The sequence below is a fragment of the Janthinobacterium sp. SUN128 genome, from assembly GCF_030587275.1.
Lineage (GTDB): Bacteria > Pseudomonadota > Gammaproteobacteria > Burkholderiales > Burkholderiaceae_D > Janthinobacterium > Janthinobacterium lividum.
In genome coordinates this window covers 2,286,882-2,310,151 of sequence record NZ_JAPWHY010000001.1, presented here as the reverse complement: position 1 = coordinate 2,310,151, position 23,270 = coordinate 2,286,882, and the positions used below count along the sequence as shown (strand labels likewise).

Genomic DNA, 23,270 nt, shown 5'->3' with positions numbered 1-23,270 from the left:
ATTTCTGCGGCCCGGCCTGCCAGTATCGCGGCACGCCGTGGCGCACCGGCGCCACTCTGGCATCCCCTGTGCAGCCGGCCATGGCATGATGCGTGGTGATCACCGATTTTTGAGAAGGCAGTACCCATGAACGACCCAGTACGCAAGCGGCGCGGCCTCGGCCGCAGCACCGTGTTCGATGTGGCCAAATTGGCACAGACCTCGGCCATTTCCGTGTCGCGCTATTTCAAGGAGCCGGACCGCGTGTCGCAGGAAACGCGCGAGCGCATCAAGAGCGCCATCGACCAGCTCGGCTATATCCGCAACGAGGCGGCCGGCGGCCTCGCGTCGACCCAGGGCCGCATCGTGGGCGCCATCGTGCCCAGCGTGTCGAATTCCATCTTTGCGGAAACCATCCAGGGCTTGTCGACCACCTTGTCGCAGCACAATTATCAGTTGCTGCTGGCCACCCACGATTATTCGATCGAGACGGAAGAGAAGGTGGTGCGCGCCTTTCTCGGCTGGTCGCCGCGCGCGCTGGTGCTGACGGGCGCCGACCACAGCGCCGCCACGGAAACCTTGCTGGCGGGCTTGCAGATTCCCGTCATCGAAACGTGGGATATTCGCCCCGAGCGGCCGTATCCGCAAATCGGCTTTTCGCATATCGCCACGGGGCGCGACATGACCTTGTACCTGCACGCGCAAGGCTACCGGCGCATCGTGTATGTGGACAGCGGCATCGGCAGCGATTTCCGCGCGCGCAAGCGGGCCCAGGGGTATGAGGAAACCATGCGGCAGCTGGGTTTGCGTCCTGAAATCGTGCAAGCTGTGGTGACGGCGCCGCTCGACGCGGGCGGGCAAGTATTCAGCGAGCAAATGGCGCGCGCCGAACGTCCCGACGCCCTGTTTTTTGCCAACGACAACATGGCTGCAGGCGCCATCTACGAGGCGGCGCGCCTGGGCATCCGCATTCCCGAGCAATGCGCGGTGGCGGGCTTTGGCGACTTCCCGTTCTCGGGAAAACTCATGCCCGCGCTGACGACGATCCGCGTACCCCGCTATGACATCGGCCGCCTGGCTGCACAGGCCATCCTGCAGCGCATGGGCGAAGTGGACGAGGGCGCCGCGCCGCCAGCCTTGGCGCCGCTGGCCTACCAGCTGATCGCGCGGGCCAGCGCCTGAGATGCCCTGGCTGCGACAGATATTGATGAATCATATTTCCATCATCACAACATGCAATTGGCTTGATATGCTGCGATGCGGCATCATTCATCTGTCTCCTCTACTTCCTCACAGGAATTAGATTCAGCCCGCTCCCGCAGCGGGCTTTTTTTTTGCCTGCGCCCCGCCGCATTCGAGCCGAGGTTCACATGAATATTAATAATGGATGCATGAAGTTTTACCATTATTTTTCATGGATGAAAGCCACTATGATGTCTCCATACTTCACCAGGAGGCACCACCGCCATGACCGTCACGACACATAATCTGGGCTACCCGCGCATCGGCGCCAAACGCGAACTGAAGTTCGCACTGGAAGACTACTGGAAAGGCAACAGCACGCTGGCCGCGCTGGAAGGCCGGGGCGCCGAACTGCGCCAGCGCCACTGGCAAGACCAGGACGGGCTGGACCTGGCGCCCGTGGGCGACTTTTCCTTCTATGACCAGGTGCTGGACCTGAGCTTTACCCTGGGTAATTTGCCGCAGCGCGTGCGAGGCCTGAGCGGCGCAGCGCTCGACAACTATTTCCGCGTGGCCCGTGGCCGCTCGGCCAGCGACAGCGATTGCAGCTGTATTCACGCCGGCGAAATGACGAAATGGTTCGACACCAATTATCACTACATCGTGCCGGAATTTGCGGCCGATACGCAGTTCAAGCTCGACAGCAGCCGCCTGTTGCAGCAACTGGCGCAAGCGCGCCAGCTGAATGTAAAGGCCAAGCCTGTGCTGATCGGCCCTGTCACCTATTTGTGGCTGGGCAAGGCCAAGGACGACTCCGACAAGCTGGCGCTGCTGCAAGGCTTGCTGCCCGTCTATGTGCAACTGTTGCAGGAACTGGCCGCCCAGGGCGTGGAGTGGGTGCAGATCGACGAACCGGTACTCGTCACGGAACTGGGCAGCGCCTGGCAACAGGCGCTGGTCACGGCCTACGATGCCTTGAGCAAGGTCAACAACGTCAAACTGCTGCTGGCCACGTATTTCGGCAAGCTGCAAGATAACTTGGCACTGGCGTGCAAGCTGCCCGTGCAAGGCTTGCACCTGGATGCCGTCAACGCCCGCGAGGAAGTGGCGCAAGTGATCGCGCAATTGCCTGCCGCCAGCGTGCTGTCGCTGGGCGTGGTGAATGGCCGCAATATCTGGAAGACGGATTTGACGGAAGTGCTGGCGTGGCTGGAACCCGTGCACGCCAGCCTGCAGTCGCGCCTGTGGATCGCCCCGTCGTGCTCCCTGCTGCACGTGCCCGTCGACCTGGACAGCGAGCAACAGCTGGATACGGATATCCGGTCGTGGCTGGCCTTTGCCCGTCAAAAGCTAGATGAAGTACATACCATCGCCGGCGCCCTGAACCAGGGCCGTGCCTCCGTGCAAGCGGTGCTGGACGCCAATCATGCGGCTGTGCAAGCGCGCCGCCAGTCGCCGCGCGTGCACAATCCGGAAGTGAAGGCGGCCGTGGCCCGCATCGACGCAAGCCTGGGCCAGCGCGCCGGCAGCTATGCCGTGCGTGCCGCCAAGCAAGCCGCGCTGCTGCAACTGCCGCTGTACCCGACGACGACCATCGGCTCGTTTCCGCAGACGGCGGAAATCCGCCAGGCCCGCAGCCAGTTTCGCAGCGGCCAGCTGGATGCGGCCAGCTACAAGAAACTGATGCAGGCGGAAATCGCGCATTGCGTCAAGGAACAGGAAACCCTGGGCCTGGACGTCTTCGTGCACGGCGAAGCGGAACGCAACGACATGGTGGAATATTTCGGCGAACAGCTCGACGGCTACGCCTTCAGCCAGTTCGGCTGGGTGCAATCGTACGGTTCGCGCTGCGTCAAACCGCCCATCCTGTTCGGCGACATCAGCCGCCCGCGCGCCATGACGGTCGAGTGGAGCACCTACGCCCAGTCGCTGACGGACAAGCCGATGAAGGGCATGCTGACGGGCCCCGTCACCATCCTGAACTGGTCTTTCGTGCGCGACGACCAGCCCCGTTCCGTGTCGTGCCACCAGCTGGCGCTGGCCATGCGCGCCGAGGTGCAGGACCTGGAACAGGCCGGCATCCGCGTGATCCAGATCGACGAAGCGGCATTGCGCGAAGGCTTGCCACTGCGTAAAGCCCAGTGGGCCGAGTACCTGCGCTGGGCCGTGGAATCGTTCCGTATCACGGCCAATGGCGTAGCCGACGAGACGCAGATCCACACACACATGTGCTATTCGGAATTCAACGACATCATCGCGCAGATCGCCGACATGGATGCGGACGTCATCACCATTGAAACGTCGCGCTCCGACATGGAATTGCTGGATGCCTTCGATGACTTTAACTATCCGAACGCAATCGGCCCTGGCGTCTACGACATCCACTCGCCGAATATTCCGAGCCAGGAACAGATGGTCAAACTGATGCGCAAGGCGGCCGAGCGCATTCCCGCCCAGCGCCTGTGGGTCAACCCCGATTGCGGCCTGAAGACGCGCGGCTGGAAAGAGGTGATCCCCGCGCTGGCCAACATGGTGGCGGCAGCGAAAACCTTGCGCGGCGACAACGTGGCATAAGGATCGCAGGGGCAGGGGAGGCCGCTATGGCTGAGATATAGAACAATCGTATTTCTGTCATCACAACATGCAATTGGATAATGATGCTGCGATGCGGCATCATGCATCTGTCTCCTCTACTTCCTCACAGGAATTAGATTCAGCCCGCTTCCGTAGCGGGCTTTTTTTTGCCCTTGCGCATTATCGTGCAGGCCTCCACCGCTTCATCGCTTAAGATACCGTTGCCTGACCATACCCAAGGAGACAAGTTGATGATGCCTTTGCTTCGCGCCGCCGGCATGCTGGCGCTGATGGCGCTCGGTGCCTGTTCGGGGAACAAGCACCCGCTTGAGCGCCACCTGGCCCAATTGCGACCGGTCACGGTCGCAGCGTTGCCTGATATGGGCTGGCCAGCCGGCACGATGCTATGCCCGATGGGTGTTTATGAGAGCGGGATCAGCGACTCTGCGCCTCATGCGGATCGCGTTAACGCATTCCTGAAGCACAAGCAATTCCTGGGCGATGAGGGCCTTTGGTCGCTCATCGTTGTCAAACCGATGCCCGAAGGGGACGCCGGAATCGAGCAGTTGCTTTTCAAGCGCGCAGACTATGACGTGATCAATGATCCGCAACGCATCGAGCGCGATGCGGAGACAGTGCCAGCGGGGTTTGCGCCGCACGCTTGCGTAAGCGTCGAGCAAGCCCGCGTGCTGGTGACGCGCGAACAACGGTCGCATCGAAAGCTCGTCATTTTTGGAACGGCCCGGACGTGATATTGATAAAACATATTTCTATCATCACAACATGCAATTGGATAGCTATGCTGCGATGCGGCATCATTCACCTGTCTCCTCTACTTCCTCACAGGAATTAGATTCAGCCCGCTCCCGTAGCGGGCTTTTTTTTGCCCGCGTCATGCGTGATGCGTGACGGGCTACAGCACATTCGCCGCCACGGCGGAACTGTAGTTGCGCGCCAGCGCCGCGATGATGGCGGCCATCGCCTGCGGGTTGTCCGTGGCGCCGAAATGCGCGGCATACAGGCGCTTGGCCGCTTCGACTTGCGCATTCGTCAGTTTCACGGCGTAGGCCATGCGCACGGTTTCAGAATTGTTCAGCGTCATTTTTTACCTTGAAGGCAGGAACTCCGGTTGACTCTCGTGTCCCTTGCTTGCGCAAAGGATTGCAACTACAATAATTGCATTTGCAATCGTATAGGCAATGTCTGCCTTGCGCAAGTGATACGGAAACAGGAGCCGCCATGCAGTCACCCGATTTATTTCCCCATTCTCCACTGCCAGGCGGCGAAACGGGCGGTGCCGCCCATGCCTGCATGGCCGCGCTGGCGCCGGCATCGGGCTTGCCACTGGTACATGCTTCGCCGCGCCGCGCGCTGGGCGCCATGGCGGGCAGCCTGAAGCAGGGCGGCGCCGTGGTGGCGCGGATGCGCAAGGTGGGCGCGGAAGCGCCGCCCTTATCTAACGGCGACGCCTGGGAAGTGGGAGCGTCCGCGGGTGCTTGGACCGTGCGCTACCGGCATGGCGCCACGCAGGCGGAAAAGCCGCTGCTCTACCTGTGCAGCCCCGCTTCGCTGCCGGCCTTGCGCGCGGTGCTGGCCGAGTCGGGTGAGCGTGGCATCGTCTGTAATGATGCGGAAACGCAAGCCTCGCACTGGCCGAAAGGCGTGCCCCCCGCGCTGCCCGCCTGGCTGGCCGCGCAGCACAATTGCATGCCGTTCGACCCGGCGACGGGCGAGGAAGTGCGCGCCATCCTGCGCTCGGCACTGGCAACGCTGTACCTGGAACAGCAGCCTGGCTATTACTACCTGGCCACACATGATGAAGATGAAGATGCGGTGGCGGCGCCCTTGTCGGCTGCCGATGCGGCAGCGGCCAGCCTGGGCATGTACCGCGTGTCGCCGCCGGGCCCTGCATCAGGCCGGGTGCGCCTGTGCGGGGCGGGGAAGATGCTGGCCGTCGTTGCCGATGCCGCCCGCCTGCTGAAGGAGGACTGGGATATTGCCACGCAAGTGTGGAGTTGTCCCAGCTATACGCGCCTGGCGCGCGATGCGCAGGCGGCGGAACGGTGGAACCTGCTTCACCCGCGCGCCACGCCAAGGTTGGCCCATGTGCGGCGTTGCCTCGATGACAGTGCCGCGCCCGTCATCGCCGTCACCGGCTATGGGCAGCATATCGCGGGCCAGATCGGCGGCTGTGTGCGCGGGCGTTTTATCGCCGTCGGTGCCGATACCCGGATGGAAACGAGTGCGCCATGGCTGGCCGTCACCGCGCTGAAAGCCCTGGCCGACGATGGCGCGCTGCCGGTGCAGTTCGTCGATTACGCGCTGCGGCGCTACGCCTTGCTCTGAACCTTGCTCTGGCCTGCGCCGCGGGCCGCCTCGGCGGCGCGCGCGAGGGCGGCGCTGAAGTCCTGCTGCTCGCCGCTGTCAAATTGCGCCAGGAACAGGTCGGCCACCGTGGCCTGGTACACGGCCCACATTTGCTTGCGCAGGATCTTTCCGTCTTCCGTGATGGAGACAAAGGCGGCGCGCCCGTCTTCCATCGAGCGCGTGCGCGTCACCAGCCGGTCCGTTTCCAGCTTGTCCACCAGGCGCGTGAGGTTGTAGCGTTCGATGGCCAGCGCGTCTGCCAGTTCGTGCATGCGGCGCGAACCGTCCGGGCCGCTTTCGAGTCCCCACAGCACGTCATACCACGCGTACACGGGCAGCTTGGCCGCCGCCAGACGGCGTTCGATCTCGCGGATCATCAAACGGTGCGTGCGCACGAACGAAAACCACAGGTCGGGCGCGGTTGCGGACTTGCTTGCAGGCTCAGTTGCAGACATCGGTATTCCTCCAGATCGATCACAGTTGCAAATGCAATTATAGCGCGATACAATGGTCGGCATAACGATTGCAAATGCAATGATTGCAATGGCAATCGATCATGACGATGAATGCCCACCCCCAGGAGACTGCCATGACCCCATCCCTCGCTGTACCCGATATCGATCCGCAGGAAACCAAAGAATGGCTGGAGGCGATGCAGGCCGTCGTCGCCGTGGAAGGGCGTCCGCGCGCCCACTACCTGCTCGACCAGCTCGTCGATCATGACGCCGCGCAGCACGGCGGCATGCCCGGCCGCGTCACCACCGCCTACACCAACAGCATCGCCACGGCGCGCCAGCCCGCGTATCCCGGCGACCTGGCCATCGAACGCCGCCTGAATGCCTACATCCGCTGGAACGCCATGGTGATGGTGCTGCGCGCTGCCAGGCACTCGAACGTGGGCGGCCACATCGCCACCTACCAGTCGGCGGCCGTGCTGTACGACGTCGGCTTCAGCCATTTCTTCCGCGGCCATACGGACCAGTTTGCCGGTGACCTGGTCTACATCCAGGGCCATTCCGCGCCCGGCATCTATGGCCGCGCCTATCTGGAAGGCCGCATCACGGAAGCGCAGCTGGACAATTACCGCCGCGAAGCGGGCCGCGAGGGCTTGTCGTCGTATCCGCATCCCCGTTTGATGCCGGATTTCTGGCAATTCCCCACGGTATCGATGGGACTGGGGCCGCTGACGGCCGCCTACCAGGCCCGTTTCATGCGGTACCTCGAGTACCGCGGCTTGAAGGAGCACCAGGGGCGCAAGGTGTGGGCGTTCCTCGGCGATGGCGAGATGGACCAGCCAGAGTCCCTGGCGGCCATTTCCCTGGGCGGCCGCGAGCGCCTGGATAACCTGATCTTTGTCGTCAACTGCAACTTGCAGCGCCTGGACGGCCCCGTGCGCGGCAACAGCAAGGTCATCCAGGAACTGGAAGGCACCTTCCGCGCGGCGGGCTGGCATGTCATCAAGGTCATCTGGGGCAGCGGCTGGGATGCTTTATTGCAGAGCGACACGAGCGGCTTGTTACGTCAGCGCATGATGGAATGCGTGGACGGCGATTACCAGACCTTCAAATCGCAGAATGGCGCGTATGTGCGCGAGCATTTCTTTGGCAAGTATCCGGAACTGCTGGCGCTGGTGGCGCACATGACGGATGACGAAATCTGGCAGCTGACGCGCGGCGGACACGATCCCGAAAAAGTCCACGCGGCCTATGCGGAAGCCATGCGCACGACTGGCCGGCCCACCGTGATCCTGGCCAAGACCGTCAAGGGCTTCGGCATGGGCGAGGCGGGCGAAGGACAGAATATCAACCATCAGCTGAAAAAGATGAGCGCCGACGCCGTGCGCGCGTTCCGCGACCGCTTCGCCTTGCCCGTCAGCGATGCGCAGCTGGAAGACATGCCCTACCTGAAACCGGCGCCGGACAGCGAGGAAGCGCGCTACTTTGCCGCGCGCCGGGCACAGCTGGGCGGCTACATCCCGGCCCGCATCAGCAAGGTGGCGCCCCTGCCCATACCGCCGCTGTCCGCGTTCGCCACCCAGCTCAAGGATAGCGGCGAGCGGGGCGCGTCCACCACCATGGCCTTCGTGCGCATCCTCGGCACCCTGCTGAAAGACCCTGCCTTGGGCAAGATCATCGTGCCCATCGTGCCCGACGAATCGCGCACCTTCGGCATGGAAGGCTTGTTCCGCCAGATCGGCATCCATTCCTACCTGGGCCAGCTGTACACGCCGCAGGATGCGGGCCAGCTCAGCTATTACAAGGAAGCCAAGGATGGGCAGATATTGCAGGAAGGCATCAACGAATCGGGTGCGATTTCCTCCTGGATCGCCGCCGGCACGTCCTACAGCAACCATGGCCTGGCCACCATCCCGTTCTACATCTTCTATTCGATGTTCGGCTTGCAGCGCGTGGGCGACTTGGCCTGGGCGGCCGCCGATGCCCGCACGCGCGGCTTCTTGCTGGGCGCCACCTCGGGACGCACGACACTGATGGGGGAGGGACTCCAGCACGACGATGGCCACAGCCACGTGCTGTCGTCCGTGATTCCCAACTGCATCTCCTACGATCCCACCTATGCCTACGAGCTGGCCGTGATCATCCACGACGGCATGCGCCGCATGTTTGCCGAGCAAGAGGATATTTTCTATTACATCACCTTGCTCAACGAAAACTATCCGCACCCGGCCATGCCGGAAGGAGCCGAGGCAGGCATCCTGCAGGGGCTGTATCTGCTGCAGGAAAGCCCGGCAGCACCCACGGCAACCACGCCGCGCGTGCAGCTGATGGGCAGCGGTTCCATCCTGCGCGAAGTGCTGGCCGCCAGCGTGCTGCTGCAGCAGGATTTTGGCGTGGCGGTCGACGTGTGGAGCGCCACCAGCCTGACGCAAGTGCGGCGCGACGGCCTGGCCGTGCAGCGCTGGAACATGCTGCACCCGGACAGCGCGCCCCGCGTGCCATATATCGCGCAATGCCTGGCCGGCCGGCAAGGCCCGGTGGTGATCGCCACCGATTACATGAAGATCGTGGCCGACCAGGTGCGCCCCTTCGTGCACGACCGGCGCTTCGTTGCCCTGGGCACGGATGGCTTCGGCCGCTCCGATACGCGCGAATCCTTGCGCACCTTCTTTGAAGTGGACCGCCATTTCATCGTGCTGGCCGCCCTGACGGCGCTGGCTGACGGGGGGCAGCTGCCGAGCAACAAGATTGGCGTAGCCATCGCCAAATACGGCATCGACGTGGAAAAACTTGATCCCGCGTCCGTGTAACTTTTCGAGGAGTAATCATGAAACTGTATTACGCAACGGGCACGTGTTCCCTGTCGCCGCACATCGTGGCCATCGAGGCGGGCATCGCGCTGGAACTGGAAAGAGTCGATATTCGCAAGATTCCACGCGTTACGGAAACGGGCGCCGACTACGCGCAAGTGAATGCGAACCTGTATGTGCCGGCGCTGGTGCTGGACGATGGCACCGTCTTGCTGGAGGGCACGGCCATCGTGCAATATCTGGCTGATCTGTCGCCGGACAGCGGCCTGGCGCCGCCGCCGGGTTCCCTGGCACGCGTGCAGCTGCAATCGTGGCTGGGGTTTATTGCCACCGAGCTGCACAAGGTGTTCAGCCCCTGGCTGTTCCACCCGGAATACGGCACGCAGGCGCAGGACGTGGCCCGCTCGCGCCTGGCCGCACGCCTCGATTATGTCGAGCGGCAACTGGCGGCCGGCGGGCCGTATCTGCTGGGCGAGCGCTATTCCATCGCGGATGCCTATCTGTACACCATCCTCGGCTGGTCGGCGCATACGCAGGTGGATCTGTCGGCCTTCCCGCAAGTGAGGCGCTTGATCGAGCGCGTCGGCGAGCGTCCCGCCGTGCGCCAGGCGCTGCGCGAGGAGGCGAGCAGATATTGATAAATCATATTTCCATCATCACAACATGCAATTGGAATGATATGCTGCGATGCGGCATCATTCACCTGTCTCCTCTACTTCCTCACAGGAATTAGATTCAGCCCGCTTCCATAGCGGGCTTTTTTTTGCCCGTTTTTCAGGTACAAACCCGCGCACGCTTGCTTGTCATCATCGCCATCGTGTTGCTTTTGTGCATGCTAAACTGGGCCTTCCCCAGACCAAGGTTGCCTGATGCTTCAATTATTTCGCCACACGCTGGAGTCCACGCCCATTCTCGCCCTGTTTCTCGTCATCGGCGCCGGTTATGCGCTGGGGCGCATCAGCGTGTTCGGCTTTTCTCTGGGCGTGGGCGGCGTGCTGTTCGCGGGGCTGGCGCTGGGCGCGTTTGCTCCCGGCTCCGTGCCGCCGCCGATGGTCGGCTCCATCGGTCTGCTGCTGTTCCTGTATGGCATAGGCGTGCAGTATGGCGTGCAGTTTTTCGCCGGTCTGCGCGGTGCGGGGCAGAAACACAATCTGATCGCTTTTATTGCCGTCATGGGCGGCCTGGCCGTATCGGTCTGGGGCGGGCAGTGGATCGATATCTCGCTGCGCATGGCCAGCGGCGTGTTTGCCGGCGCCATGACCAGCACGGCGGCCCTGCAGGCGGCGCTGGAAGCGTCGCACGGCAATGGCGACGCGGCCGTCGGTTATGCCGTGGCGTATCCGTTTGGCGTCGTCGGTCCCATGCTGGGCCTGTACCTGGCCGGGCGCATCTTGAAACCCGTGCTGACGCCGCCGCCGGCGCCCATCGTCGTGTCCGAAATTACCATCGATGCAGCAACATTGGCGGGCGCGGCCCTGTCCGAACTGGCCGACGGCCCCCTGACTGGCGTGCAAGTGATCGGCGTGCGCCAGGGGCACCAGAACCGCTTGCCCGACCCTGGCCTCGTGCTCGGCGTCGGGGACGCGCTGATGGTGTCGGGCACAGTGGCGGGGGTGGAAGCGGCGCGCACGGCGCTGGGCCACCTGGACCCGGGCCGGCTGATGAAGGACCGCAGCGCGTTCGACGGCACGGAAGTGTTCGTGTCGGACGCGGAAATCGTCGGCGTGCCCCTGGGCGAATTGAACCTGGCGAAAGACTTCCCCCTGCAGATCGCATTCATACGCCGCGGCGACGCCATGATCCTGCCGCATCCGTTCCTGACCCTGGAATTCGGCGACAGGGTGATGGCCATTGCGCCGGCGAAACATGCGGCCGATGTGCGCAAGCTGTTCGGCAATTCCATCACGGCCACGGCCGAGTTCAGCTATGTCTCGCTGGGCATGGGCATGGTGCTGGGCGTGCTGCTGGGCCTGGTACCGATCCCCTTGCCGTGGATCGGTTCGTTTAGCCTGGGCCTGGCTGGCGGGCCGCTGGTGATGGCGCTGATCCTGGGCCGCCTGGGCAGGGTGGGCCGGATCAGCTGGCGCTTGCCGCTGTCGGCCAACCTGGTGATGCGCAACTATGGCTTGACGATTTTCCTCGCTTCCATCGGCATGGCGTCCGGCTTGCCCTTCGTGCAGCAGGTGGGCGCCGACGGCTTGCCCATGCTGGCGCTGGGCGCCGTGACGGTGCTGGTGGTGGTGGCCCTTGTCGTGATCCTGGGCAAGGTCTTCCTGCGCCTGCCGTTTCCTGAATTGCTGGGCATCGCGGCAGGCGCCACGGGCAACCCGGCCGTGCTGGTGTTCGCCAACCGCCTGGCCAAGTCGGACCGCCCGAATCTCGGTTACGCGATGATTTTCCCCAGCATGACCATCGTCAAGATCGTTGCCGTGCAAGTGCTGCTGCATCTGTACGGCTGATTGCGGCCACAGTCAGTCTCTTGCAGGGCCAGGCTGCTTGTCGGCGTCAACCAAGCGGATGCCAAAAGACAGCAGCAAGGCGGCAGAGGCGCATCCTGCGGCAAGCCACAGGTTGGCCGAGAGGCCCAGCCTGTCCACGGCCTGGCCGCCGGTCCACGCCCCAAGCGCAATGCCGATATTGAAGACACCGACATACAGCGCGGCGACGATCTCCACGGCCCCGGGCGCCGCCTTCATCATCAGGGTCATCAGGCCGACCGATACGCCACCGTAGGCCAGTCCCCAGGCCAGCAACACCACGCCGCCGCCGATGCCGGAGTCGCCGACAGCCAGGAACAGCAGGGGCGTGAGCAGCAGGCCGCCCGAGATGGCGACGATGGTAGTCGCCGTGCGCCGCGCCGCCACGACACCGGCCAGGAAGTTTCCAATGATGCCCGCGCAGCCATAGGCAAACAGCAGCGCGCCCAGCCATTGCGTATCAAATCCCGACATGGACAGCAGTAGCGGGCGCACGAAGGTAAAGGCCATGAAATGGCTGGTCACCAGCAACAGGGTCAGAAGCAGCCCCGCTTGCAACTGCCTGTTGCGCAGCTGTTTGCCGAATTGGCGCAAGGTTGCCGCACCGGCAGCCGGCAGTGCGGGAATGACGGCCAGATGCAGCGCCAGTACCAGGCTGCTGAACAGCGCCATGGCGCCGAAGGCCCAGCGCCATCCTGCAACGTCGCCGATTTGTGCGCCTAGCGGCACGCCCAGCACGGAAGCGGCCGCCACGCCACCGAAGATGATCGACGTTGCCAGGCCGGTCGAGCGCGCAGGAACCAGGCGGGAAGCGAGGCCGCCGGCGATGGCCCAGATACCGCCCATGCAAAAACCGACGAGAACACGGGCAGCCAGCATCCACGCCATGTTCTGCGCCAGGGCCGAGGCAATGTTCGCGATCACCAACAGACTCAGCAAACCGCACAGGATTTTGCGCCTGTCCAGGCTGCCCGATGCGACCACGACCAGCGGCGCGAACAAGGCCGCCAGCAATGCCGGCAGCGAGATCATCAGGCCGGCGGTTCCCGTGGAGGTGCCCAGGGTGTCAGCAATCGGCGTCAGCAGGCCGACGGGGAGCATTTCTGTCGTCACGACCGAAAAGGTGGCCATGCCGACGGCGCAGACAGCCAGCCGAGGGTGGCGGACACGGGGTTGTGCGGCAGCGCAGGCAGACGTACTCATGGTTCATATCCTTCATGTGATCATTCGATAAACGGCGCATGCCCTGCTTGCAATGGAGATACGTCGCAGTGATAATACATACATCGCGTATGAATAGTATATATTCATACGCACTGTATGTAAACAATCATGCACTACGTATGCAAGGAGGAAGCAATGGTTCGCCGCACCCGTGTGGAAATGGAAGAAACCCGAGCATCGTTGCTGGCCACGGCCCGCAAAGTGTTCAGCGAGCGCGGTTATGCCGACACGTCAATGGACGACCTTACCGCGCAGGCAGGCTTGACGCGTGGCGCCCTGTATCATCACTTCGGCGACAAGAAGGGCTTGCTGCTGGCGGTGGTGGAACAGATCGATGCGGAAATGGATGGCCGCCTGCAAGCCATCTCCGACAGCGCCGAAGACTTGTGGGAAGGCTTTCGCAGCCGCTGCCGTGCCTATCTGGAGATGGCCCTGGAACCGGAAATTCAGCGCATCGTCTTACGCGATGCGAGGGCAGTCCTCGGTGGCGCTTCACCGGACTCGCAGCGCCATTGCCTAGAGTCGATGCAAAAGCTTATCCAGCAGCTGATTCACCGAGGCATCGTGGCCGACGCTTGCCCAGAAGCACTGGCTTCGATGATCTACGGCAGCCTGGCAGAAGCGGCGTTCTGGATCGCAGAAGGTGAGGAAGGCAATGCGCGTCTGATAAAAGGAGTGGCGGCATTGGAATTGCTGTTACGGGGGATGTTGCTTGACAGGTAATCGCGTCAAGTGGCCATCACGCCAGAAGCGGACACGTCTGGAGACGTGGAGGGCGATATTAAGCAGGGTTGGACTTATATAGACATGGAGGAAAAATATGCAAGTCAAGCGTATCGTTGCAAATTTCCCGGCGTCGGATCCGGGCCTGGCGCGGACGTTTTACCAGGACGTGCTGGGTCTGAGCCTGTTGATGGACCACGGCTGGATCATGACGTATGGTTCGCAAACCCAGATGAGCGTGCAAGTGAGCTTCGCGACGGAAGGCGGCTCGAATACCGCTGTGCCCGACCTTTCCATTGAAGTCGATGACGTGGATGCCGCATTGGCGCGTATGCATGGGGCGGGGTTTCCCATTGAATATGGTCCTGCCGATGAACCTTGGGGTGTCAGGCGGTTTTTCGTGCGCGACCCTTTCGGCAAGCTCATTAATATCCTGTCGCACACCTAGACGCGGTCCCAAGGGCGGCAGTCAGCCAATTCCACCCGCTTCCCTTGCGTGCCAGCCTGTGTAAAAGGCCTGGCGCGCCTCCCAATCTGTTGTACAATCCTTGAGAACGGTCGTGCTTTTTTGTGCGCTGAGCTTCCTTGCGTGCAGTCATCACGGCAACCGATAAGAACAAGGAGACAGACATGGACCTGCATTACACGGCCGAGGAGAGCGCCTTCCGCGACACGGTGCGCGCCTTCCTCGACACCCATTTGCCGGCGGACTTGCAGCGCAAGGTGCGCCAGCATCTGCGCCTGAACCGCGACGATTACGTGCGCTGGCACAAGATTGTCGCGCAACAAGGCTGGGCCGCGCCGGCCTGGCCCGTCGAACATGGCGGCACGGGTTGGACGTCCGTGCAGCGCCACATCTGGGAAGACGAGTGCGCGCGCGCCGCCACGCCGCCGATCCTGCCGTTCGGCATCAACATGGTGGCGCCCGTCATCATGGCCTTCGCCAACGCCGAGCAAAAAGCCTACTATCTGCCGCGCATCCTGAACTGCGACGACTGGTGGTGCCAGGGTTATTCGGAACCGGGCGCCGGGTCCGACCTCGCTTCCCTGAAAACCACGGCCCAGCGCGACGGCGACCACTACATCGTGAATGGCCAGAAAACCTGGACGACGCTGGGCCAGCACGCGGACATGATCTTTTGCCTGGTGCGCACGGATAGCACGGTGCGCAAGCAGGAAGGCATCAGTTTCCTGCTGATCGACATGAAAACGCCGGGCATCACCGTGCGCCCCATCATCATGCTCGATGAAGAACATGAAGTGAACGAAGTCTTCTTCGATAACGTGCGCGTGCCCGTCAGCAACCTGGTCGGCCAGGAAAACAAGGGCTGGACCTACGCCAAATATCTGCTGGGGCACGAGCGCACGGGCATCGCCGCCGTGGGCCGCTCCAAGCGCGAGCTGACTTTCCTCAAGCAGCTGGCCATGCAGGAGAGCAAGCGCGGCGCCCCGCTGCTGCACGATGCCGCCTTTGCGGCCAAGGTGGCTACCCTGGAAATCGAATTGATGGCGCTGGAAATGACGGTCTTGCGCGTCATCAGCGAAGAAGGCAAGGGACCGGGACCGCAGGCATCGATGCTGAAGGTGCGCGGTTCGGAACTGCAGCAACAACTGACGGAACTGATGGTCGAAGCCATCGGCCCGCAAGCCTTGCCGTTCGACCCGGCATTCCTTGACGGCAGCGCGCCGCACGGCGCTGGCGGCGACGACCTGGCCGCGCCGCTGGCCGCGTACTACTTCAATTACCGCAAGACATCGATCTATGGCGGCTCGAATGAAATCCAGAAAAACATCATCACGCAGATGATCCTGGGCCTGTAAGCCAGAAGGAGACGACATGGACTTTCATTTTAATCAGGAACAGCAGCAATTTGCCGACGCGCTCAGGCGCTGGGTCGACAAGGATTACCACTTTGAAACGCGGCAAAAGATCATCCATTCCGCCACCGGCACGTCCGATGCCGCCTGGGCCACCCTGGCCGAACTGGGCATGACGGCCTTGCCGCTGCCGGCCGGCGCGGGCGGCTTCGACGGTACGGCCGTGGACATGCTGCTGGTGATGCAGGAACTGGGCCGCGGCCTGGTGGTCGAGCCCTACCTGGCCACCGTGCTGGGTGCGCGCTTTTTGACCCTGGCCGGTGGCCACGACGCCGTGCTGGAGCAGGTCGCCAGCGGCAGCCTGAAACTGGCTTGCGCGCTGGGCGAACGGCAGTCGCGCCACGATATGCATGATATCGCCACCACGGCAACCGCCAGCGGCGACGGCTTCGTGCTCGACGGCGAGAAAAGCGTCGTCATCCATGGCGCACAGGCCGGCGCGCTGATCGTCTCGGCGCGCAGCAGTGGCAGCCAGATGGACACGGATGGCATTTCGCTGTTCCTCGTGCCCGCCGACGCGCCGGGAGTTTCCGTGCGCGACTACCGCACCATCGATGGCCAGCGGGCCGCCACCGTCACCCTCGTGCAAGTGGTGCTGGGCCACGCGGCCCTGATCGGCCAGCCGGGGCAGGGCTGGGCCGTGCTGGACGCGGCCGTGGATTACGGCGCCGCCTTGCTGTGCGCGGAAGCCGTGGGCGCCATGGACGCCATCTTCGCCGCCACCCTGGACTACCTGAAGACGCGCCAGCAGTTCGGCGCGCCGATCGGCAAGTTCCAGGCCTTGCAGCACCGCATGGCCGACATGTTCATCCATCTGGAGCAGGCGCGTTCGATGGCCATGCTGGCCGCCGCCAAGGTCGACAGCGAGGATGCGTCCGAGCGGCGACGCACGGTTTCGGCCGCCAAGGCGCGGATAGGGCTGGCCGCCACCTTTGTCGGCCAGCAAGCCGTGCAATTGCATGGCGGCATGGGCGTCACGGACGAATTGCCCGCCGCCCACCATTTCAAGCGCCTCTCCATGATCGCCCTGACCCTGGGCGACGTGGAGCACCATATCGAGCGCTTTATCGCCCAGCCGGGCTTCTTGCCGACGGAGACCGCATGACCGCATCGACTGCTATCGCACCGAAACACTGGTATTTCGAAGACTTTACGCAAGGCCTGGAAATCGACCTGGGCCAGCGCCATGTGACGGAAAAGGAAATCATCGCCTTCGCCACGGATTTCGATCCGCAGCCGTTTCACGTCGACCATGCGGCCGCCGAAAAGACCATCTTCAAGGGCGTCATCGCCAGCGGCTGGCACACCTGCGGCATGATGATGCGCCTGGTGGTGGATAAGCTGCTCAAGCATTCGTCCAGCATGGGTTCGCCCGGCCTGGACAGCATCCGCTGGCTCAAGCCCGTACGTGCTGGCGACACCCTGCAGCTGACCTACCAGGTCAAGGAAGTGCGTCCATCCACGTCGAAGCCGGACCGCGGCATCGTCATTTCCGTGTGGAGCGTGCGCAACCAGCATGGCGAAGTGGTGACCACCGTCGAAGGCATGGGCATGTTCGGCCGCCGTCCCGCAGGAGAAAATCATGCGTGATATCGCTGGCATCGCCGGTTTTCAGGCCTTGGCGGGGCAGCACGTGGCCGTTTCCGACTGGCTCACCATCACCCAGCAGCGCATCGACACCTTTGCCGACGCCACGGACGACCACCAGTGGATCCACGTCGATGTGGAGCGCTGCGCGCGCGAGTCGCCGTACGGCTGCACCGTGGCGCACGGCTTCCTGACCCTGTCACTCTTGCCGGCCATGTTGCAGGGCGCCTTGCACATGGCCGGCATCCGCATGGCCATCAACTATGGCCTGAATAAAGTGCGCTTTCCCGCCCCCGTGCCTGTCGGCAGCCGCCTGCGCGCGCGGCTCGACATCCTCTCCGTCGACGACTTGCCGGAAGGGGCGCAAGTAAACTGGGCCGTCACCATGGAGCGGGAAGGCGACACGAAACCCGTGTGCGTGGCGGAGTTTTTGATGCGCTGCTATCCCTGATTACTCCCCCTCCGACGCGCAATACCTGTCCCGTCCCGTATGCTTGGCGCGGTACAGCAGGGCGTCGGCGGCGCGGATCAGGGCGCTGGGGTCCATGCCTTCCGTGGGCATGACGCTGGCCATGCCCAGGCTGACGGTGACGTGCGGGCCGACGCCTGATCTGGCGTGGGGAATTTGCAGCGCGCGCACTTCGTCGAGGATGCGCTGTGCCACCACTTCGGCCCCGTCGCGCGTTTCCTGTGGCAGCAGGATGATGAATTCTTCGCCGCCGTAGCGCGCCAGCAGGTCGGGCGGGCGCACGGCGCAGCGGCGCAGGGCGGCGCTTACCTGCTGCAGGCACAGGTCGCCCGCCTGGTGGCCATACGTATCGTTGTAATCCTTGAAGTGGTCGATATCGGCCATGATGATGGCCATCGGCACGCCGTCGCGCGCGCAGCGCCGCCATTCGCTGTCCATCGTGTCGTTGAAGCTGCGCCGGTTGGCCACGCCTGTCAGCGAGTCCGTCAGCGACAGTTCGCGCATGGCGTCGGCCTGCCGCTTGATGGTCAGCTGGCTGCGCACGCGGGCACGCACGACGGCCGCGTTGAACGGTTTCGTGATGAAATCGACGGCGCCCGCTTCCAGCGCCCGCGTCTCGTCTTCGGGCTGGTTCAGGGCCGTGACGAAGATGACGGGAATGGCGCTCAGGAGCGCCGATTCGCGCAGCGCGCTGCAGACGGCATAACCATCCATGCCGGGCATGACGGCGTCGAGCAGGATCAGGTCCGGCTGTTGATTATGCGCAATTTCCAGCGCCTTTTCACCGCTCAGGGCGAACAGCACGTCGTGTTCCTCGCGCAGCAGCTGGTGCAGGATCTGGATGTTTTCCATGGCGTCATCGACGATGAGGATGCGCCCGTTCATGGCAAGGTTGGTCCAGCTCACTTGTTTTCCTCTCGTTTCAGCTGATCGAGCACGAGTTTTTCCGCCTCGGCAAAATTCAGCGTTTCAATCGCATGTGCCATCGCCAGTGCCGCTTCCCGGTCTGACTGTTGTATGGCGGGGTGCAGGGCGTGGAATTGCGCCAGCGCTTTCAGGTTGTTGTTGCGGATCAAGACCAGCAGTTCGGCCAGGCCGGCGTGCAGGTCGACCGGCCCGCTGCCGGGCGCGGCCGCTGCCGGCTGGCTGCGCCGCAGGGGCGAGGGCAGGGTGCGCGCCGCTTCGATGACTTCGGCCATCGCCTGTTCCAGGCGGCCCAGCAAGGCGGCCGTGGCGTGCGATCGCCCCGTTTTCAGCGTTTTTTCCGTCTCGGCGGCCAGGCTGGCGATCTGCGTGGCGCCCAGGTTGGCCGCCACGCCGCAGACGCGGTGCAGCAGTTGCGCCGCCTGCGGCGCCTGGCCAGCGGCCAGCAGGCGCCGGGTTTCCTCGACGGCGTCGCCTTGCGAATTTTCAAAGCGCTTGAGCAGGGCCAGGAAGGCGCCGTAGTCGCCGCCGAAACGGTGCAGGGCCGCCGCCAGGTCGATGCCGGGCACCGCGGCCGGCAGGTCCAGCGCCTGCGTGGCGGCATTGCCTGCCTGGACGGCACCGTCGCCGCTGGCCAGGGGCGCGCGCACCAGCCGGGTCAGGGTCTGGATCATTTCGTCGACATCGATGGGCTTGGCCACATGCGCGTTCATGCCGCTGGCGATGGCGCGCAGACGGTCTTCGTCCATGGCATTGGCCGTCATGGCGATGATGGGCAAGTCCGGCAAGCCCAGGGCGCGGATGGCCAGGGTGGCGTCGTAGCCATTCATGACGGGCATCTGCAAATCCATCAGCACCACGTCCCAGGCGTCCGGCGTGCTGGTGAGCAAGTCGACGGCCAGCCGGCCGTTGGCGGCCACGGCCACGCGCGCGCCCGAGTGCAGCAAAATGTACTGCGCCACTTCCTGGTTGATTTCATTGTCTTCCACCAGCAGCACGCGCATGCCTGTGAGCAAACCCGACAAGGGCGTGGACACGGGCAGCGCGGAAGGGGAGCTGCGGCCTTCGCGCACGGCCGTCACGGCCGCCAGCAGGCGCGCCGGGGTGGCCGGTTTCGAGACGATGCCGGCCAGCATCAGGCTGTCGGCCAGGCGTTCGAGGTTTTCGCTAACCAGCATGATCACGGGCGGCAGCGCCAGGAGCGCATCGGCGCGCGCCTCGGTGAGCATGGAAATGCCATCCATGCCGGGCATGGCCGCGTCGAGCAACACCAGATCGTGCCCCGGCCCGCCGCTGGCATGGGCGCGCAGCAGCGCCAGGCCGGCTGCGCCGCTGTCGGCGCTGCGGCTGTGCCAGCCCTGCGCCGCGCACCAGTCTTCCAGCATGGCGCGCACGCTGGCGTTGTCGTCGATGATCAGCAGCGACAGGGCCTTGGGCACGCCCTTGCCGGGCGGCTCGGGCGGGGGCGCCACCTTGTCGAAGCGGCAGCTGAAGCGGAAGTCGGAGCCCTTGCCCAGCGCGCTTGTCACGCTGAGGGTGCCTCCCATCAATTCCACCATGCGCCGGCAGATGGCCAGCCCCAGTCCCGTGCCGCCGTATTTGCGGCTGGTGCCGCTGTCGCCCTGGGAAAACGCGTCGAAGATGCGTTCCTGTTCGGCCGCGCCGATGCCGATGCCCGTGTCGCGCACGGAAAACTCGAGGGTGGCGCTGGCAGCATCCTCGGCCACCTTGCCGATGGCCAGCACCACTTCACCATGCGAGGTGAACTTGACGGCGTTGCCCACCAGGTTGATGAGGATCTGTTCCACGCGCAGGGCGTCGCCGATCAGTTCGTCCGGCACGCCGGGGGCGAGCACGAAGACGGGTTCCACGCCGCGCGCCCAGGCGCTGCTGGCCAGCAAGACGCCTACGCTGTCGAGCATGCGTTCGAGCTGGAAACGGCGCTGTTCCAGCACCATCTGTCCCGCCTCGATCTTGGAAAAATCGAGCACGTCGTTGACGATATTGAGCAGTGATTGCGTGGCCATCTGGATCTTGCCGACATAGCTGCGCTCGCGCCGTTCCAGCGGCGACTCTTCCAGCAGCCGCGCCAGGCCGATGATGGCGTTCATCGGCGTGCGGATTTCATGGCTCATGTTGGCGACGAATTCGCTCTTCGCGATGCTGGCCGCCTCGGCCTTGTCGCGCGCGCGCACCATCTGTTCATTGAGTTCGTGCAGGCGCAATTCCGTGCGCTTGAGTTCGGAGACGTCCGAGGCCAGCACGAAGAAGCCCCGCACGCGGCCGCTGTCGTCGAAATCGGGGATGTAATTGGTCCACGTGTGGCACACCTGGCCGCCGGGATCGAGCAAGTCGCGCTCGAAGCTTTGCGGCCGGCCCGCCAGCACGCCCTCGACGTGGGGCGCATACACGTCGAACAGTTCCTGCCCCAGCAATTCGCTCATGTGGATGCCGGCCAGCTCGGCGCTGCTGCGGCCAAACCATTCGTTGTAGAATTTATTGGCAAATAGGCAGCGCAAATCGGCGCCCCAGTACGACACCATGCCGGGCAGGTTGTCGGTGACGGTACGGATGAAGCGCTCGTTCTGTTCCAGGCGCCAGGTTGCGGCGTGCAGCACTTCGGTGGCGCGCTTGCGTTCCGTGATATCGATCGACACCCCCAGCACATGGCTGGCGCGCCCGGCATCGTCGCGCAAGACCACCTTGCGCGTGGTGAAGTGGCGCGTCGTGCCATCGGCCGTATTGATCGCTTCCTGTTCGATTTCCACCATCTGTCCCGTGGCCAGCAGCTTGCGGTCGGCGCTGACGAAGGCGGACGCCTGCTGCGGCGGGAAGAAATCGTGGTCCGTCTTGCCCAGCAATTGTTCGCGCGAGCGTCCCAGGGTCAGCTCCGCGTGGCGGTTGATCATTTCAAAGCTCAGCTTGTCGGCGCGCTTGACGAAGACCATGGCCGGGATGTTTTCGATGATGGTGCCAAACAGGTGTTTTGAACGGCGAAATTCCGCTTCGCTGCGCTTGCGCTCGGTAATGTCCAGCCACAGCCCCGATACGCCCAGCAACTGCTGTTCCGGGCCGAAAATCGGGTGATACGAGACGATCCAGTGACTCAGCTGCTCGCGCTGCTGGCCGCTATGGCCTTTCAATTCGATGTCGACAATGGGCTGTCCCGTCTCCAGCACCTGGCGCACGCAACGTTCCACCTCCGCGCGCACGGCGTCGTCGAACAACATGGCGCCCACGGGACGGCCCAGGTGCTGCGCCACGCTGGCGCCGTTGATGGCGGCCAGGTAGTGGTTGATCATGACGATGCGCAAGTCCAGGTCCACGAACAGCATGCCGATCGGCGCCGTCGCGTACACGGTTTCCAGCAGCCGCGTGGATTTTTCCAGGGCCAGCGTGCGTTCGGCCACCAGGCTTTCCAGTTGCGTGCGGTGGCGCCGCAGGTCGCGCTCCAGCGTGCCCAGGGCGTTGGCCATGTCGGCCGATTCGCGGTCCGTGTGCTTGTTCGAAAGCAAGGGTTTGCCTTGCGCCAGCGCGTGGATCTGCTGCGTCAGTTCCTGCAGGGTGCGGGCCAGGCGGCCGCCCACGCGCCAGGCCAGGGCAAAGCCGGCGGCCAGCAGCAGCGCCAGGATGACGGATCCCGTGACTACCGAGCGCAGCAGTGCTTCTGCCACCGTGCTGGTGCGCATGGTAACGGCCACCGTCCAGGCGGCGTCGGGGGCGCGGCGAAAGCCCGTATACACATCGATGCCTTCCAGGGTGGCATGGCGCAGCACGCCTTCGCGCGCCTGGCTTATCTGTTCCAGCAGGGGCGCCGCAGTGCGCTGGCCCACATAGCGCTGCGGCGCCAGGGTGCGCGCCACGTTGATGCCATCGGCATTGATGATGGCCGCGCCCAGGTAGGCTGGCAAGTGCAGCTCGCGCAGCAGCACGGACAGGTAGTCAGATGGGTACAGGGCTGTCAGCACGTAGGCGCTTCCCTGCTTGCGCGGCAGCGGCAGATTCAGGGCCAGCTGCGGCATGCTGTCGGGCGTCTTGGCCAGGCTGGTCAGCCGCGGCTTGCCGTAGTCGCGCGTGCGCTCCATGCTGGCGGCCCATTTTTGCGGCAAGGGCGGCGGCGCCTGGCTGGCGGGCAGGGCCGTATTGATCAGCTGGCGGCCCTTGGCGTCGGAGACGATGAAGCCGCTGACGGCCATGCCCGGCTGCAGCAGGCTGGCGGCCATGGCCCGCAGGGCGTCGATGTCGCCGGCTTGCAGGGCGGGCGAATCGGCCAGGATGCGCGCGGCCATCTGGGCGCCGTTCAGGTCGCGTTCGACGGCTGCCGCGACAGCCCGCGCCGCCTGCGCCGTTTCGCTGACGACATGGTCGCGTTCGCGCGTGTAGCTTTGCGCCACGAGCAGCAGAAATACCAGCGCCGTCGGCATGACCCAGGCGAGCACCAGCCATGAAATTCTTGAGCGTATCGAAGGCAAATCTTGCACCCGGAAAGCTCCCAGAATGGATGAATCGACAGGCACGCTCACGCTGGCGCTGGCTGACGTTGAATGAAAAGATGCTAGACGAATTTGATTGTTCTGACAAGCCTAGTTTCCGGCATGGAAAAAAGGTTGCGCAAGGCATA

The 23,270-nt window shown here is 63.8% G+C and carries 18 protein-coding genes; 13 read left to right on the top strand and 5 right to left on the bottom strand.

Features of this window, described 5'->3' with window-relative positions:
- The first annotated feature begins 126 nt into the window (after positions 1 to 126).
- The 3 genes from O3297_RS10475 to O3297_RS10465 all read left to right on the top strand — a co-directional run bounded on the left by O3297_RS10475 (position 127) and on the right by O3297_RS10465 (position 4,487).
- Entirely contained in the window at positions 127 to 1,161 is a 1,035-nt protein-coding gene (locus O3297_RS10475) for a LacI family DNA-binding transcriptional regulator (RefSeq protein ID WP_305048629.1), read from the top strand.
- A 285-nt stretch (positions 1,162 to 1,446) separates the two neighbouring features.
- Positions 1,447 to 3,735 carry a 5-methyltetrahydropteroyltriglutamate--homocysteine S-methyltransferase gene (gene metE, locus O3297_RS10470; RefSeq protein ID WP_305048628.1) on the top strand — a complete coding sequence of 763 codons (2,289 nt, stop codon included), beginning with the start codon at positions 1,447 to 1,449 and terminating at the stop codon, positions 3,733 to 3,735.
- A 251-nt stretch (positions 3,736 to 3,986) separates the two neighbouring features.
- Positions 3,987 to 4,487: a hypothetical protein gene (locus tag O3297_RS10465; RefSeq protein ID WP_099388642.1), complete on the top strand. Its 501-nt coding sequence runs from the start codon at positions 3,987 to 3,989 to the stop codon at positions 4,485 to 4,487.
- Positions 4,488 to 4,648: 161 nt separating this feature from the next.
- On the opposite strand, the gene O3297_RS10460 is transcribed toward O3297_RS10465, so the two are convergent.
- Positions 4,649 to 4,837 (bottom strand): hypothetical protein, encoded by a 189-nt coding sequence (locus O3297_RS10460; protein WP_034781057.1) that lies wholly within the window; start codon positions 4,835 to 4,837, stop codon positions 4,649 to 4,651.
- A 137-nt stretch (positions 4,838 to 4,974) separates the two neighbouring features.
- Here O3297_RS10460 and O3297_RS10455 point away from each other — a divergent pair, with 137 nt between their 5' ends.
- Positions 4,975 to 6,081 (top strand): pyruvate dehydrogenase, encoded by a 1,107-nt coding sequence (locus O3297_RS10455; protein WP_305048627.1) that lies wholly within the window; start codon positions 4,975 to 4,977, stop codon positions 6,079 to 6,081.
- Here O3297_RS10455 and O3297_RS10450 read toward each other — a convergent pair.
- On the bottom strand, positions 6,066 to 6,557 hold the full coding sequence (locus O3297_RS10450; RefSeq protein ID WP_099388098.1) for a MarR family winged helix-turn-helix transcriptional regulator: 492 nt from the start codon (positions 6,555 to 6,557) through the stop codon (positions 6,066 to 6,068). The two genes, O3297_RS10455 and O3297_RS10450, sit on opposite strands and share 16 nt — an antisense overlap.
- Before the next feature lie 134 nt (positions 6,558 to 6,691).
- On the opposite strand from O3297_RS10450, the gene aceE reads away from it, so the two are divergent.
- The 3 genes from aceE to O3297_RS10435 all read left to right on the top strand — a co-directional run bounded on the left by aceE (position 6,692) and on the right by O3297_RS10435 (position 11,826).
- Positions 6,692 to 9,367: a pyruvate dehydrogenase (acetyl-transferring), homodimeric type gene (gene aceE, locus O3297_RS10445; RefSeq protein ID WP_305048626.1), complete on the top strand. Its 2,676-nt coding sequence runs from the start codon at positions 6,692 to 6,694 to the stop codon at positions 9,365 to 9,367.
- Between the two features lie 17 nt (positions 9,368 to 9,384).
- The gene (gene gstA, locus O3297_RS10440) at positions 9,385 to 10,005 is read left to right on the top strand and encodes a glutathione transferase GstA (protein ID WP_305048625.1); all 621 of its coding nucleotides are present in this window, start codon (positions 9,385 to 9,387) and stop codon (positions 10,003 to 10,005) included.
- Positions 10,006 to 10,236: 231 nt separating this feature from the next.
- Complete coding sequence (locus tag O3297_RS10435) at positions 10,237 to 11,826, top strand: aspartate:alanine exchanger family transporter (protein WP_305048624.1); 1,590 nt, start codon at positions 10,237 to 10,239, stop codon at positions 11,824 to 11,826.
- Between the two features lie 12 nt (positions 11,827 to 11,838).
- Here O3297_RS10435 and O3297_RS10430 read toward each other — a convergent pair whose 3' ends face one another.
- Complete coding sequence (locus tag O3297_RS10430; protein ID WP_305048623.1) at positions 11,839 to 13,047, bottom strand: MFS transporter; 1,209 nt, start codon at positions 13,045 to 13,047, stop codon at positions 11,839 to 11,841.
- Positions 13,048 to 13,203: 156 nt separating this feature from the next.
- Between O3297_RS10430 and O3297_RS10425 the strand changes: the two genes are divergently transcribed.
- The 6 genes from O3297_RS10425 to O3297_RS10400 all read left to right on the top strand — a co-directional run bounded on the left by O3297_RS10425 (position 13,204) and on the right by O3297_RS10400 (position 17,707).
- Positions 13,204 to 13,791 (top strand): TetR/AcrR family transcriptional regulator, encoded by a 588-nt coding sequence (locus tag O3297_RS10425; protein ID WP_034781153.1) that lies wholly within the window; start codon positions 13,204 to 13,206, stop codon positions 13,789 to 13,791.
- Positions 13,792 to 13,888: 97 nt separating this feature from the next.
- The gene (locus tag O3297_RS10420) at positions 13,889 to 14,239 is read left to right on the top strand and encodes a VOC family protein (protein ID WP_305048622.1); all 351 of its coding nucleotides are present in this window, start codon (positions 13,889 to 13,891) and stop codon (positions 14,237 to 14,239) included.
- Positions 14,240 to 14,421: 182 nt separating this feature from the next.
- Entirely contained in the window at positions 14,422 to 15,612 is a 1,191-nt protein-coding gene (locus tag O3297_RS10415; RefSeq protein ID WP_305048621.1) for an acyl-CoA dehydrogenase family protein, read from the top strand.
- A gap of 16 nt (positions 15,613 to 15,628) precedes the next feature.
- Entirely contained in the window at positions 15,629 to 16,774 is a 1,146-nt protein-coding gene (locus tag O3297_RS10410) for an acyl-CoA dehydrogenase family protein (protein WP_305048620.1), read from the top strand.
- Positions 16,771 to 17,259, top strand: coding sequence for a MaoC family dehydratase (locus O3297_RS10405; protein ID WP_211550301.1), 489 nt, complete (start codon positions 16,771 to 16,773; stop codon positions 17,257 to 17,259). The genes O3297_RS10410 and O3297_RS10405 overlap by 4 nt, the downstream gene beginning before the upstream one ends.
- A complete protein-coding gene (locus O3297_RS10400; protein ID WP_070256766.1) occupies positions 17,252 to 17,707 on the top strand; it encodes a MaoC family dehydratase in 456 nt (151 codons plus the stop codon). Before O3297_RS10405 ends, O3297_RS10400 begins: the two co-directional genes overlap by 8 nt.
- Here the strand turns inward: O3297_RS10400 and O3297_RS10395 are convergent, their stop codons facing one another.
- Complete coding sequence (locus O3297_RS10395) at positions 17,708 to 18,631, bottom strand: diguanylate cyclase domain-containing protein (protein ID WP_034781074.1); 924 nt, start codon at positions 18,629 to 18,631, stop codon at positions 17,708 to 17,710. It lies immediately after the preceding gene.
- Positions 18,628 to 23,088 (bottom strand): PAS domain-containing protein, encoded by a 4,461-nt coding sequence (locus O3297_RS10390; protein WP_305048619.1) that lies wholly within the window; start codon positions 23,086 to 23,088, stop codon positions 18,628 to 18,630. Before O3297_RS10390 ends, O3297_RS10395 begins: the two co-directional genes overlap by 4 nt.
- Positions 23,089 to 23,270: the final 182 nt, after the last annotated feature.